This window comes from Streptomyces sp. NPDC127119 (genome assembly GCF_042677425.1).
Lineage (GTDB): Bacteria > Actinomycetota > Actinomycetes > Streptomycetales > Streptomycetaceae > Streptomyces.
The window spans coordinates 1-13123 of sequence record NZ_JBHXTO010000041.1 but is presented as its reverse complement, the minus strand read 5'-3'; the positions used below and the strand labels follow the sequence as shown (position 1 = coordinate 13123).

Here is a 13123-nt window from a genome sequence, read left to right as displayed (position 1 = left end):
GGCCTGCACCCGGAGACGCTCGCATAGGTGCCGCAGGCGCCGTCGCGGGGGCGCAGCCCCGTTTTTCAGGGGCGCGGGGAACTGCGCGGCCAGCCCCCACCGGGCCTGCACCCGGAGACGGTCGCATAGGTGCCGTGGGCGCCATCGTGGGGGCGCAGCCCCGTTTTTCAGGGGCGCGGGGAACTGCGCGGCCAGCCCCCACCGGGCCCGCACCCGGAGACGGGCGCGCGCCGCAGGCGCCATCCGGGGGCGCCGCCGAGCAACGCGCCCCCACCGGTAGCGTGTGCCCCCGTGACCTCCACACTGATCTGGATCGTGGTCGCCCTCGCGGCGATCGGCCTCTACCTGAGCTGGACGGCGGGCCGCCTCGACCGCCTGCACTCACGCATCGACGCAGCCCGCGCAGCCCTCGACGCACAGCTCCTGCGCCGCGCCTCGGTCGCCCAGGAACTCGCCACCGCCGGCGTGCTCGACCCGGCCGCGTCGATGGTGCTCTACGAGGCCGCGCACGCCGCCCGGCAGGCCGAGGAGGACCACCGGGAGGTCGCCGAGAGCGACCTCAGCCAGGCACTGCGGGCCGTCTTCGGGGAGACCGAGCAGGTGGAAGTGGTCCAGGCGGCCCCGGGCGGCGAGGACGCGGCCCGCGAACTCGCCCAGGCGGTCCGCCGCGTACCGATGGCCCGGCGTTTCCACAACGACGCCGTACGCGCGGCCCGCGCCCTGCGCCGCCACCGCAAGGTGCGCTGGTTCCGGCTGGCCGGACACGCCCCGTTCCCGCTGGCCTTCGAGATGGACGACGAGCCCCCGACGGCGCTCGCGGACCGCCCCGGAACGTAGAGGTCCGGCCGCCGGAGGCCCTGGTCCGGGCGGGTGCGTGAATCCCGGACAACGCCCTGAACAGCGGAAAAGCTCGGCATGGGCCGGAAAATGAGCCACCGCCTACCCATTGGCCCTTGCTGTGGCCTGGTCCCCGGGCGTTTCCTCGGTGTCTGCAGAAGCCCTCTTTCACCGAGTGAGGTCAACCCGTGTCCAGCACGCTCTCCCAGCCCGTCCAGTCCACCGACACCCCGGCCACCGGCACCGCGCGCGTGAAGCGCGGCATGGCCGAGCAGCTCAAGGGCGGCGTGATCATGGACGTCGTCACGCCCGAGCAGGCGAAGATCGCCGAGGACGCGGGCGCCGTGGCCGTCATGGCCCTGGAGCGGGTCCCGGCCGACATCCGCAAGGACGGCGGCGTGGCACGCATGTCCGACCCGGACATGATCGAGGGCATCATCGAGGCCGTCTCGATCCCGGTGATGGCCAAGTCGCGCATCGGCCACTTCGTGGAGGCGCAGGTCCTGCAGTCCCTCGGCGTCGACTACATCGACGAGTCCGAGGTGCTCACCCCCGCCGACGAGGTCAACCACTCCGACAAGTGGGCCTACACGACCCCCTTCGTCTGTGGTGCCACCAACCTGGGCGAGGCCCTGCGCCGCATAGCCGAGGGCGCCGCCATGATCCGCTCCAAGGGCGAGGCCGGCACCGGCAACGTCGTCGAGGCCGTACGCCACCTGCGTCAGATCAAGAACGAGATCGCCCGGCTGCGCGGCTACGACAACAACGAGCTGTACGCCGCCGCCAAGGAACTGCGCGCCCCGTACGAGATCGTCAAGGAGGTCGCCGAACTGGGCAAGCTCCCGGTCGTGCTGTTCTCCGCGGGTGGCGTGGCCACTCCCGCCGACGCCGCACTGATGCGCCAGCTCGGCGCCGAGGGTGTCTTCGTCGGCTCCGGCATCTTCAAGTCCGGCGACCCGGCCAAGCGCGCCGCGGCCATCGTGAAGGCCACCACCTTCTACGACGACCCGAAGATCATCGCGGACGCCTCCCGCAACCTGGGCGAGGCCATGGTCGGCATCAACTGCGACACCCTCCCCGAGTCCGAGCGCTACGCGAACCGCGGCTGGTAGTCCGTCCCTCCGGACGGAAACCACCCTCTCCAGGGCACCCCTTCACACAAGGCAGGCACTCCGTAGATGAGCACCACCCCCGTCATAGGTGTCCTGGCCCTCCAGGGCGACGTACGGGAGCACCTCATCGCCCTGGCCGCGGCGGACGCCGTGGCCAGGCCGGTGCGGCGCCCCGAGGAACTCGCCGAGGTCGACGGACTGATCGTCCCCGGTGGTGAGTCCACCACCATCTCCAAACTGGCCGTCCTCTTCGGCCTGATGGAGCCCCTTCGCGCGCGCGTGCGGGACGGCCTGCCCGTCTACGGCAGCTGCGCGGGCATGATCATGCTCGCCGACAAGATCCTCGACCCGCGCTCGGGCCAGGAGACCATCGGCGGCATCGACATGATCGTGCGCCGCAACGCCTTCGGACGGCAGAACGAATCCTTCGAGGCGAAGGTCGACGTGAGGGGCATCGAGGGCGATGCTGTGGAGGGACTCTTCATCCGGGCCCCCTGGGTGGAATCGGTGGGCGCGGAGGCCGAGGTACTGGCCGAGTACGGCGGTCACATCGTCGCCGTACGCCAGGGCAACGCGCTCGCCACGTCGTTCCATCCGGAACTGACCGGCGACCACCGCGTGCACGGTCTCTTCGTCGACATGGTGCGCGCGACCCGGACAGCGGCGTCCTAGTAGGATCTGGGGGTCCCCCAGGCTCTCGAAGCCTCGGGAGTTCGTACTGGTTGGGTTACGCGAAGGAGACAGGCAGATGTCCGGCCACTCTAAATGGGCCACGACGAAGCACAAGAAGGCCGTGATCGACGCCAAGCGCGGCAAGCTCTTCGCGAAGCTGATCAAGAACATCGAGGTCGCGGCGCGCATGGGCGGCGTGGACCTCGACGGCAATCCGACGCTTTACGACGCCGTGCAGAAGGCCAAGAAGTCCTCGGTCCCGAACAAGAACATCGACTCCGCGGTCAAGCGCGGCGGTGGTCTCGAAGCCGGTGGCGCCGACTACGAGACGATCATGTACGAGGGATACGGCCCGAACGGTGTCGCGGTGCTCATCGAGTGCCTCACCGACAACCGCAACCGCGCCGCCTCGGACGTACGCGTCGCCATGACCCGCAACGGCGGCAACATGGCCGACCCGGGTTCCGTCGCGTACCTCTTCAACCGCAAGGGCGTCGTCATCGTCCCCAAGGGCGAGCTGTCCGAGGACGACGTCCTCGGTGCCGTGCTCGACGCGGGTGCCGAGGAGGTCAACGACCTCGGTGAGTCCTTCGAGGTCCTCTCCGAGGCCACCGACCTGGTCGCGGTGCGCACCGCGCTCCAGGAGGCCGGCATCGACTACGACTCGGCCGACGCCAACTTCGTCCCGACGATGCAGATCGAGCTGGACGAGGACGGCGCCCGGAAGATCTTCAAGCTCATCGACGCCCTTGAGGACAGCGACGACGTGCAGAACGTCTTCGCCAACTTCGACGTGAGCGACGAGGTCATGGAGAAGGTCGACGCGTAACACCGCGCCGCACACCGCCCGCCGCGCATCGTCGCGCCGCAGCCGGTACGGGCTCAACGGGCCGACGGGACACATCCCGTCGGCCCGTCCCGTTGTCGGCCCGCCCCCTTGCCGGGCGTCGCTGGCGGGCGTTGTCGGTGGCACCCGATAACCTGCACGAACCGGGGACAGCTCCCCCGGTGGTGGCCGGGTGGGGCCGATCAGTCGAAGGAGGGGGCCGGGTGCGGGTACTGGGCGTTGACCCCGGATTGACCCGGTGCGGTGTCGGGGTCGTCGAAGGCGTGGCGGGCCGGCCGCTCACCATGATCGCCGTCGGAGTCGTCCGCACCCCCTCCGACGCGGAGTTGGGACAGCGCCTCGTCGCCATCGAGCAGGGCATCGAGCGGTGGCTCGACGAGCACCGCCCCGAATACGTCGCCGTGGAGCGGGTGTTCAGCCAGCACAACGTCCGTACGGTGATGGGCACGGCCCAGGCCAGCGCGGTCGCGATGCTCTGCGCGGCCCGGCGCGGCATCCCCGTCGCCCTGCACACCCCCAGCGAGGTCAAGGCCGCCGTCACCGGCAACGGCCGCGCCGACAAGGCCCAGGTCGGCGCCATGGTCACCCGGCTGCTGCGGCTCGACGCGCCGCCCAGGCCCGCCGACGCCGCCGACGCCCTCGCCCTCGCCATCTGCCACATCTGGCGTGCCCCGGCCGTGAACCGCCTCCAGCAGGCACAGGCCGCGCACCGCCGGGCCCAGCTCTCCACCCGGAAGGTCACCCGATGATCGCCTTCGTCAGCGGCAAGGTCGCCGCCCTCGCCCCCGACTCCGCGGTGGTCGAGGTGGGCGGTATCGGCATCTCCGTCCAGTGCACCCCCGACACCCTCTCCGGACTGCGCATGGGCAAGGAGGCCCGGCTCGCCACCTCCCTGGTCGTCCGCGAGGACTCGCTCACCCTGTACGGCTTCGTGGACGACGACGAGCGCCAGACCTTCGTGCTGCTGCAGACCGCCAGCGGGGTGGGGCCGCGGCTGGCCCAGGCGATGCTCGCCGTGCACAGCCCGGACGCCCTGCGCCGCGCGGTGTCCACCGGGGACGAGAAGGCCCTCACCGCCGTCCCGGGCATCGGCAAGAAGGGGGCCCAGAAGCTGCTGCTCGAACTGAAGGACCGCCTCGGGGAGCCGCTCGGTACGGGGGGCGCGGCGATCGGGCGGCCCGTCGCCGCGGGGTGGCGGGAGCAGCTGCATGCCGCGCTGATCGGGCTGGGCTATGCGACCCGGGAGGCCGACGAGGCGGTTTCGGCGGTTGCGCCTCAGGCGGAGGCCTCCGGCGAGGTGCCGCAGATCGGTCAGTTGTTGAAGGCCGCGCTTCAGACGCTCAACCGGGCCCGCTGAGCCCTGCCGGGGGACGGGCCGTCATGAACCTGCGGGTGCGTCGTGGCCGGTCGCGCAGTTCCCCGCGCCCCTTCGGTGCACCCCACGTCCGCACGACCTGAACCACTACCCCGCGAGGCACGCCGAATGAACTGGGACGAGACGACCGACGACGGTGACGGCGAGCGGCTCGTCGGTGCTGCCGGGGATCGTGAGGAGCAGGCCGTCGAGGCCGCCCTGCGCCCCAAGGACCTCGGTGAGTTCATCGGTCAGGAGAAGGTCCGCGAACAGCTCGACCTCGTCCTGCGCGCCGCCCGCGCGCGGGGCGCCACCGCCGACCACGTGCTGCTCTCCGGCGCCCCCGGCCTCGGCAAGACCACCCTCTCGATGATCATCGCCGCCGAGATGGAGGCCCCGATCCGCATCACCAGCGGCCCCGCCATCCAGCACGCGGGCGACCTCGCGGCGATCCTCTCCTCCCTCCAGGAGGGCGAGGTCCTCTTCCTCGACGAGATCCACCGCATGTCGCGGCCCGCCGAGGAGATGCTCTACATGGCGATGGAGGACTTCCGCGTCGACGTCATCGTCGGCAAGGGCCCCGGCGCCACCGCCATCCCCCTCGAACTGCCGCCCTTCACGCTCGTCGGCGCCACCACGCGCGCGGGCCTGCTGCCGCCCCCGCTGCGCGACCGCTTCGGCTTCACCGCCCACATGGAGTTCTACGAGCCCGCCGAGCTGGAGCGGGTCATCCACCGTTCCGCACATCTGCTCGACGTGGAGATCGACACGGACGGGGCCGCCGAGATCGCCGGCCGCTCCCGGGGCACGCCGCGTATCGCCAACCGCCTGCTGCGCCGGGTCCGGGACTATGCCCAGGTCAAGGCCGACGGCGTCATCGACCAGGACATCTCCAGGGCCGCCCTCGCGGTGTACGAAGTGGACAGCCGCGGTCTCGACCGTCTCGACCGGGGCGTCCTCGAAGCCCTCCTCAAGCTCTTCGGCGGCGGACCCGTCGGCCTCTCCACGCTCGCCGTGGCCGTGGGGGAGGAGCGGGAGACGGTGGAAGAGGTGGCCGAACCCTTCCTCGTACGCGAGGGGCTGCTGGCCCGTACGCCCCGCGGACGCGTCGCCACTCCGGCCGCGTGGGCTCACCTGGGCCTCACGCCGCCCCGGTCGTCAACCGGTGGAAACGGACAAGGGGACCTGTTCGGGGCGTGACGGCGAGGGGGCTCGCGAGGTCAGGAACCCCGGTGCCATGCTGAGCGTTGTTCCTTGACGGCGGACTCGCTTAGACTCCGCCGATGCCGCCCTTGTCGACGGCGTACATACCCCCATCCATCAGGCCGCTCACCATCGCGGTCGAATGAAGGAAGTTCCGTCCCGTGAGTCTCGTGACCCTCCTCCCGTTCATCGTGCTCATCGGGGCCATGTTCCTGATGACCCGGTCGGCCAAGAAGAAGCAGAATGCGGCTGCGCAGATGCGCAACGACATGCAGCCCGGCACCGGAGTCCGCACGATCGGTGGCATGTACGCAACGGTGAAGGAGGTCAACGAGGAGACGGTCCTCCTTGACGCAGGCCCGGGCGTCGACCTGCTCTTCGCGAAGAACGCCATCGGCGCGGTCCTCGGCGACGACGAGTACAACCGCATCGTCCACGGCATCGAGCACGACCTGAAGTCCGACGAGTCGGTCGTGCCGGACGACGCCTCCTCCCTCACCGAGACGGACGAGTCCGCCGACGTCTCCGACGACAAGCACGTCGACCTCGGCAAGAAGGACGCGGCCGACGAGCCCGTCGCCGAGCCGACGACCGAGCCCGTCGCCGAGCCCGCCGACGAGTCCGCCGTCGCGGAGCCGAAGAAGACCGACGCCGCGGAGCTGAAGAAGTCCGACGGAGAGTCCGACACGAAGTAGCCACGCCCGGGGACCGCGGAGTGCGCCGCTCGCGCGCCGCGGTCCCCGGACGTCCGGCTTCGCGTGGAACCCCACACCATTTGATGCCCGTCCGCGAAGGTACCGAGAGACCGGGCGGACGAAGAGGGAGAACGAGAAGGTGGCAGCACCTAAGAAGGGCCGACAGGGCACCCAGAGCAGGCCGGGGCGCACCTTGGCCCTGATCCTGATCGCCATCGTGGCGCTCACCGGCGGCATGTTCGCCTCCGGGCACACGACACCGCGACTGGGCATCGACCTCGCCGGCGGTACGAGCATCACGCTCCAGGCGAAGAACGAGCCCGGTCAGAAGAACGCGATCAACAAGACCAACATGGACACCGCGGTCGACATCATGAACCGCCGTGTCAACGGTCTGGGCGTCAGCGAAGCGGAGGTGCAGACCCAGGGCGACAGCAACATCATCGTCAACATCCCCAAGGGTACGAACTCCGAGCAGGCCCGGGAACAGGTCGGCACCACCGCCAAGCTCTACTTCCGTCCCGTGCTGGTCACCGAGGTCACCGGCGCCGACGCCGCGACCCCGTCCCCGAGCGCGTCCGGCAGCTCCTCCGCGAGCCCTTCCGCCTCGGCGAAGGAGAGCGAGAAGGCCACCTCGTCCTCGTCGCCCTCCGCCTCCGCCACCTCGCAGGGCCGGGCGGTCACCGACGCGCTGAAGGCCGACCCCACTCCCTCGGGGAGCAGCACGGGCAGCGAGTCCCCCGCTGCCAGCCCCTCGGCGTCCGCGAGCACCGACCCGGCGACCGCGAAGCTCCAGGCGCAGTACACCGCGCTGGACTGCAGCAAGAAGACGGTCCGCGCCAAGGCCGGTGACGGCGTCAAGGCCGGCGACCCGACCGTGGCCTGCGGCCAGAACTCGCAGGGCCAGTGGCAGAAGTACATCCTCGGCCCGGCCGAGGTCGAGGGCACGGACGTCGACAAGGCCTCGGCCGTGTTCGACACCCAGGGTGCCGCGGGCTGGAAAGTCACCATGGACTTCACCGGCAAGGGCGGCAAGAAGTTCGCGAGCATCACGGGCAAGCTGGCGCAGAACCAGTCCCCGCAGAACCAGTTCGCCATCGTCCTCGACGGTGAGGTCGTCTCCGACCCGTACGTCAGCCAGGCGCTGACCGGCGGCACCGCGGAGATCTCCGGCAGCTTCGACCAGCAGGAGGCCCAGGACCTCGCCAACATGCTGTCGTACGGCGCGCTGCCGCTCACCTTCACCGAGGCGAGCGTCACCACCGTCACCGCCGCGCTCGGCGGCGAGCAGCTGGAGGCCGGTCTGATCGCCGGCGCCATCGGCCTGGCCCTGGTCATCATCTACCTGGTGCTCTACTACCGGGGTCTGTCGCTCATCGCCATCGCCTCGCTGCTGGTCTCCGCGGTCATGACGTACGTGATCATGGCGCTGCTCGGCCCGACCATCGGCTTCGCGCTGAACCTGCCCGCGGTCTGCGGCGCCATCGTGGCCATCGGCATCACGGCGGACTCGTTCATCGTGTTCTTCGAACGCATCCGTGACGAGATCCGCGAAGGCCGCAGGATGCGCCCCGCGGTCGAGCGTGCCTGGCCGCGCGCCCGGCGCACCATCCTGGTCTCCGACTTCGTGTCGTTCCTCGCCGCCGCCGTGCTCTTCGTCGTCACCGTCGGCAAGGTCCAGGGCTTCGCCTTCACCCTGGGTCTGACCACCCTGCTCGACGTGGTGGTCGTCTTCTTCTTCACCAAGCCGCTGATGACGCTTCTGGCCCGCAGGAAGTTCTTCGCGGAGGGCCACAGCTGGTCCGGCCTCGACCCGAAGCGACTGGGCGTGCAGCCGCCGCTGCGCCGCACCCGTCGTGCGTCCGCCCCCGTCGACACGAAGGAGGCGTGAGATGTCGAAACTCGGCACGCTCGGCGCCCGGCTCCACCGCGGTGAGATCGGCTACGACTTCGTCGGCAAGCGCAAGATCTGGTACGGCGTCTCGATCCTGATCACCATCACGGCGATCCTGGGCCTCGCGGTGCGCGGTCTGAACATGGGCATCGAGTTCCAGGGCGGCGCCGTCTTCACCACCGAGCGCACCAGCGTCTCGGTGAGCCAGGCCGAGACGTACGCGGAAGAGGCCTCGGGCCACGACGCGATCGTCCAGAAGCTCGGCAACGGCGGACTGCGCATCCAGGTCGCCGGCGTCGACACCAGCAAGTCCGACCAGATCAAGAAGACCCTCGCCTCGGACCTCAAGGTCGACCCGGAGAAGATCAACGCCGATCTGGTCGGCCCCAGTTGGGGTGATCAGGTCGCCAACAAGGCCTGGCAGGGCCTGGCGATCTTCATGGTCCTCGTCGTGATCTATCTGGCGATCGCCTTCGAGTGGCGCATGGCCGCGGCGGCGCTCGTGGCGCTCATCCACGACATCACCATCACGGTCGGCGTCTACGCACTCGTCGGGTTCGAAGTCACCCCGGGCACCGTGATCGGTCTGCTCACGATCCTCGGTTACTCGCTGTACGACACGGTGGTCGTCTTCGACAGCCTCAAGGAACAGACGAAGGACATCACCAAACAGACCCGCTACACCTACAGCGAGATCGCCGACCGCTCGATCAACGGCACCCTGGTGCGTTCGATCAACACCACGGTCGTCGCGCTGCTCCCGGTGGCGGGCCTGCTGTTCATCGGTGGCGGTGTCCTCGGCGCGGGCATGCTCAACGACATCTCGCTGTCGCTGTTCGTCGGCCTCGCCGCCGGCGCGTACTCCTCGATCTTCATCGCCACGCCACTCGTCGCCGACCTCAAGGAGCGCGAGCCGCAGATAAAGGCACTGAGGAAGCGCGTCCTGGCCAAGCGGGCCGCCGCCGCGGCGAAGGGCGAGTCCCTGGAGGCCCCGGTCGTCGAGCGCTCGTACGACGACGAGGAGCCGGAGGACGACGACGCGACCCCCGCGGTCGTCGGACCCCGTGCCCAGCGCGCCCAGCCCTCGTCCCGGGGCAGGGGCCGCGGCCGTCCCTCGGGCAAGCGCCGATGACCGGCGTCGAGGAGCTGCTGCTCAGCCGCATCCGTGACGTGCCCGACTACCCGGAGCCGGGCGTGGTGTTCAAGGACATCACCCCGCTCCTGGCGGACCCGGCGGCGTTCACGGCGCTCACCGAGGCCCTGGCCGAGATCAGTGTCCGCAACGGCGCCACGAAGATCGTCGGCCTGGAGGCCCGCGGCTTCATCCTCGGCGCCCCCGTCGCGGTCCGCGCCGGACTGGGCTTCATCCCCGTGCGCAAGGCGGGCAAGCTCCCCGGAGCGACCCTCAGCCAGTCGTACGAGCTGGAGTACGGCTCCGCCGAGATCGAGGTGCACGCCGAGGACCTCACGCCGGGCGACCGCGTCATGGTCGTCGACGACGTCCTCGCCACCGGCGGCACCGCCGAGGCCTCGCTCCAGCTGATCCGCAGGGCGGGCGCCGAGGTCGCCGGGGTCGCCGTTCTCATGGAGCTGGGCTTCCTGGGCGGCCGTGCCCGTCTGGAGCCCGCTCTGGACGGCGTCCCGCTGGAGGCACTGCTCACGGTCTGAGCGACCGGACGACCTGCCTCCCGGCAACCGGGCGGCCACCCGTCCGACACCGCTCAGAACCCCGCAGGACACCGCGCAGGCGGGTCCCGGAGGAATCCGGGACCCGCCTCTCGTGTTTCTCCCGTGGAAGGCCGTCCCACCGGCCGAAGGCGAGACCCGAGCCCAGGATCGCTACCATGGGGTTTCCGGAGCCTGACCGGGGACCCGGATCGCGCACGAGGAGCCCTCTTGCCAGACGAGGCCCAGCCACTCGCCCCCAGGGCCGACCGCCCGGGGGTATCACCCGCCGCCAAGCCCGAGCAGCCCGCGGTGTCCACGGGCACGCCCGCCGCGCCCGCACCCGCGAAGAACGGGTCGGCCGCCCCGGCCGAGGCGGCGGATCAGCCACGTCCCGAGCCGGCGGCTCCCGAGCGGCAGGCCTCCACGCCGGCGGCCCGCCCCGCGTCCGCCGCCCGGCCCGCCGCCGGCCAGCCCGCGCGCTCCGGCGGCTCCTCCAACCGTGTACGGGCCCGGCTCGCCCGTCTCGGCGTCCAGCGCTCGAACCCGTACAACCCGGTGCTGGAGCCGTTGCTGCGGATAGTGCGCAGCAACGACCCGAAGATCGAGACGGCCACGCTGCGCCAGGTCGAGCGCGCCTACCAGGTCGCCGAGCGCTGGCACCGCGGCCAGAAGCGCAAGAGCGGCGACCCGTACATCACGCACCCGCTCGCGGTGACGACGATCCTCGCCGAACTGGGCATGGACCCGGCGACGCTGATGGCGGGGCTCCTGCACGACACGGTCGAGGACACCGAGTACGGCCTCGACACCCTCCGCAAGGACTTCGGCGACCAGGTCGCCCTGCTCGTCGACGGCGTCACCAAGCTCGACAAGGTCAAGTTCGGCGAGGCCGCGCAGGCCGAGACCGTCCGCAAGATGGTCGTCGCCATGGCCAAGGACCCGCGCGTCCTGGTCATCAAGCTCGCCGACCGCCTGCACAACATGCGCACCATGCGCTATCTCAAGCGGGAGAAGCAGGAGAAGAAGGCGCGCGAGACCCTGGAGATCTACGCGCCGCTCGCCCACCGCCTGGGCATGAACACCATCAAGTGGGAGCTGGAGGACCTCGCCTTCGCGATCCTCTACCCCAAGATGTACGACGAGATCGTGCGCCTGGTCGCCGAACGCGCCCCCAAGAGGGACGAATACCTCGCCATAGTGACCGACGAGGTCCAGTCCGACCTGCGCGCGGCCCGTATCAAGGCGACCGTCACCGGCCGCCCGAAGCACTACTACAGCGTCTACCAGAAGATGATTGTCCGCGGCCGTGACTTCGCGGAGATCTACGACCTGGTGGGCATCCGCGTCCTCGTCGACACGGTCCGCGACTGCTACGCGGCACTGGGCACCGTCCACGCCCGCTGGAACCCGGTTCCGGGGCGGTTCAAGGACTACATCGCGATGCCCAAGTTCAACATGTACCAGTCGCTGCACACGACGGTCATCGGGCCCAACGGCAAGCCGGTCGAACTCCAGATCCGTACGTTCGACATGCACCGCCGCGCCGAGTACGGCATCGCCGCCCACTGGAAGTACAAGCAGGAGGCCGTCGCCGGCGCCTCCAAGGTGCGCTCCGACCAGCCGCGGACCACCGGCAAGGACGACCACCTCAACGACATGGCGTGGCTGCGCCAGCTCCTCGACTGGCAGAAGGAGACCGAGGACCCGGGCGAGTTCCTGGAGTCCCTGCGCTTCGACCTCTCGCGCAACGAGGTCTTCGTCTTCACGCCGAAGGGCGACGTGATAGCGCTGCCGGCCGGCGCGACCCCCGTGGACTTCTCCTACGCGGTGCACACGGAGGTGGGCCACCGCACGATAGGAGCACGCGTCAACGGACGCCTCGTACCGCTGGAGTCGACCCTCGACAACGGCGACCTGGTGGAGGTCTTCACCTCCAAGGCGGCCGGCGCCGGACCCTCCCGGGACTGGCTGGGCTTCGTCAAGTCGCCCCGTGCCCGCAACAAGATCCGCGCCTGGTTCTCCAAGGAGCGCCGCGACGAGGCGATCGAGCAGGGCAAGGACGCCATCGCGCGCGCCATGCGCAAGCAGAACCTGCCGATCCAGCGCATCCTCACCGGCGACTCGCTGGTCACGCTCGCGCACGAGATGCGCTACCCCGACATCTCGTCCCTGTACGCGGCCATCGGTGAGGGCCATGTGGCCGCGCAGGGTGTCGTGCAGAAGCTCGTGCAGGCGCTCGGCGGCGAGGAGGCCGCCACCGAGGAGATCGACGAGAGCGTCCCGCCCGCCCGCGGCCGCGGCCGCAAGCGCCGCTCGAACGCCGACCCGGGTGTCGTCGTCAAGGGCGTCGACGACGTGTGGGTCAAGCTGGCCCGCTGTTGTACGCCCGTTCCCGGCGACCCGATCATGGGCTTCGTGACACGCGGCAGCGGGGTGTCGGTCCACCGCACGGACTGCGTCAACGTCGACTCCCTGTCCCGCGAGCCCGAGCGCATCCTCGAAGTCGAGTGGGCGCCCACCCAGTCCTCGGTCTTCCTGGTCGCCATCCAGGTCGAGGCGCTCGACCGCTCACGGCTCCTGTCGGACGTCACACGCGTCCTGTCCGACCAGCACGTCAACATCCTGTCCGCGGCCGTCCAGACGTCCCGCGACCGGGTGGCCACCTCCCGCTTCACCTTCGAGATGGGCGACCCCAAGCACCTGGGCCACGTCCTGAAGGCGGTCAGGGGAGTGGAGGGCGTGTACGACGTCTACCGAGTGACATCGGCCCGCAGGCCTTCGGAGGCCTAGCAGCCGGACACAACACAGGAGGGGCTCCCGTACGGACCGTACGGGAGGCCC

The 13123-nt window shown here is 70.2% G+C and carries 12 protein-coding genes; all 12 read left to right on the top strand.

Annotation, left to right across the window (positions count from 1 at the left end):
- Positions 1-291: 291 nt before the first annotated feature.
- The 12 genes from ACFVH5_RS19570 (at position 292) to ACFVH5_RS19515 (ending at position 13072) form a co-directional block, all read left to right on the top strand.
- A complete protein-coding gene (locus ACFVH5_RS19570; RefSeq protein WP_385834920.1) occupies positions 292-837 on the top strand; it encodes a hypothetical protein in 546 nt (181 codons plus the stop codon).
- 188 nt (positions 838-1025) lie between these two features.
- Positions 1026-1949: a pyridoxal 5'-phosphate synthase lyase subunit PdxS gene (gene pdxS / locus ACFVH5_RS19565; RefSeq protein WP_385834919.1), complete on the top strand. Its 924-nt coding sequence runs from the start codon at positions 1026-1028 to the stop codon at positions 1947-1949.
- Between the two features lie 66 nt (positions 1950-2015).
- On the top strand, positions 2016-2621 hold the full coding sequence (gene pdxT / locus ACFVH5_RS19560) for a pyridoxal 5'-phosphate synthase glutaminase subunit PdxT (protein WP_385834918.1): 606 nt from the start codon (positions 2016-2018) through the stop codon (positions 2619-2621).
- 76 nt (positions 2622-2697) lie between these two features.
- On the top strand, positions 2698-3450 hold the full coding sequence (locus ACFVH5_RS19555) for a YebC/PmpR family DNA-binding transcriptional regulator (RefSeq protein WP_385834917.1): 753 nt from the start codon (positions 2698-2700) through the stop codon (positions 3448-3450).
- A 221-nt stretch (positions 3451-3671) separates the two neighbouring features.
- Positions 3672-4217, top strand: coding sequence for a crossover junction endodeoxyribonuclease RuvC (gene ruvC, locus ACFVH5_RS19550; protein WP_385834916.1), 546 nt, complete (start codon positions 3672-3674; stop codon positions 4215-4217).
- Positions 4214-4825 carry a Holliday junction branch migration protein RuvA gene (gene ruvA, locus ACFVH5_RS19545; protein WP_385834914.1) on the top strand — a complete coding sequence of 204 codons (612 nt, stop codon included), beginning with the start codon at positions 4214-4216 and terminating at the stop codon, positions 4823-4825. The genes ruvC and ruvA overlap by 4 nt, the downstream gene beginning before the upstream one ends.
- A gap of 126 nt (positions 4826-4951) precedes the next feature.
- Positions 4952-6022 carry a Holliday junction branch migration DNA helicase RuvB gene (gene ruvB / locus ACFVH5_RS19540; RefSeq protein WP_385834913.1) on the top strand — a complete coding sequence of 357 codons (1071 nt, stop codon included), beginning with the start codon at positions 4952-4954 and terminating at the stop codon, positions 6020-6022.
- Between the two features lie 164 nt (positions 6023-6186).
- Positions 6187-6720 carry a preprotein translocase subunit YajC gene (gene yajC, locus ACFVH5_RS19535; protein ID WP_385834912.1) on the top strand — a complete coding sequence of 178 codons (534 nt, stop codon included), beginning with the start codon at positions 6187-6189 and terminating at the stop codon, positions 6718-6720.
- Positions 6721-6859: 139 nt separating this feature from the next.
- A complete protein-coding gene (secD, locus tag ACFVH5_RS19530) occupies positions 6860-8611 on the top strand; it encodes a protein translocase subunit SecD (protein WP_384810173.1) in 1752 nt (583 codons plus the stop codon).
- Between the two features lies 1 nt (position 8612).
- Positions 8613-9746, top strand: a complete 1134-nt coding sequence (secF, locus tag ACFVH5_RS19525; protein ID WP_384810170.1) for a protein translocase subunit SecF — start codon at positions 8613-8615, stop codon at positions 9744-9746.
- A complete protein-coding gene (locus tag ACFVH5_RS19520) occupies positions 9743-10282 on the top strand; it encodes an adenine phosphoribosyltransferase (protein ID WP_385834911.1) in 540 nt (179 codons plus the stop codon). The genes secF and ACFVH5_RS19520 overlap by 4 nt, the downstream gene beginning before the upstream one ends.
- 228 nt (positions 10283-10510) lie before the next feature.
- Positions 10511-13072: a RelA/SpoT family protein gene (locus ACFVH5_RS19515; protein WP_384810166.1), complete on the top strand. Its 2562-nt coding sequence runs from the start codon at positions 10511-10513 to the stop codon at positions 13070-13072.
- The last annotated feature ends 51 nt before the right edge of the window (positions 13073-13123 follow it).

Bases quoted from the DNA above. Each gene is read 5' to 3' on its own strand.
- ruvB (WP_385834913.1), top strand. From the start codon at position 4,952: ATGAACTGGGACGAGACGACCGACGACGGTGACGGCGAGCGGCTCGTC.
- pdxT (WP_385834918.1), top strand. From the start codon at position 2,016: ATGAGCACCACCCCCGTCATAGGTGTCCTGGCCCTCCAGGGCGACGTA.
- secF (WP_384810170.1), top strand. From the start codon at position 8,613: ATGTCGAAACTCGGCACGCTCGGCGCCCGGCTCCACCGCGGTGAGATC.
- ruvA (WP_385834914.1), top strand. From the start codon at position 4,214: ATGATCGCCTTCGTCAGCGGCAAGGTCGCCGCCCTCGCCCCCGACTCC.
- ACFVH5_RS19520 (WP_385834911.1), top strand. From the start codon at position 9,743: ATGACCGGCGTCGAGGAGCTGCTGCTCAGCCGCATCCGTGACGTGCCC.
- ACFVH5_RS19555 (WP_385834917.1), top strand. From the start codon at position 2,698: ATGTCCGGCCACTCTAAATGGGCCACGACGAAGCACAAGAAGGCCGTG.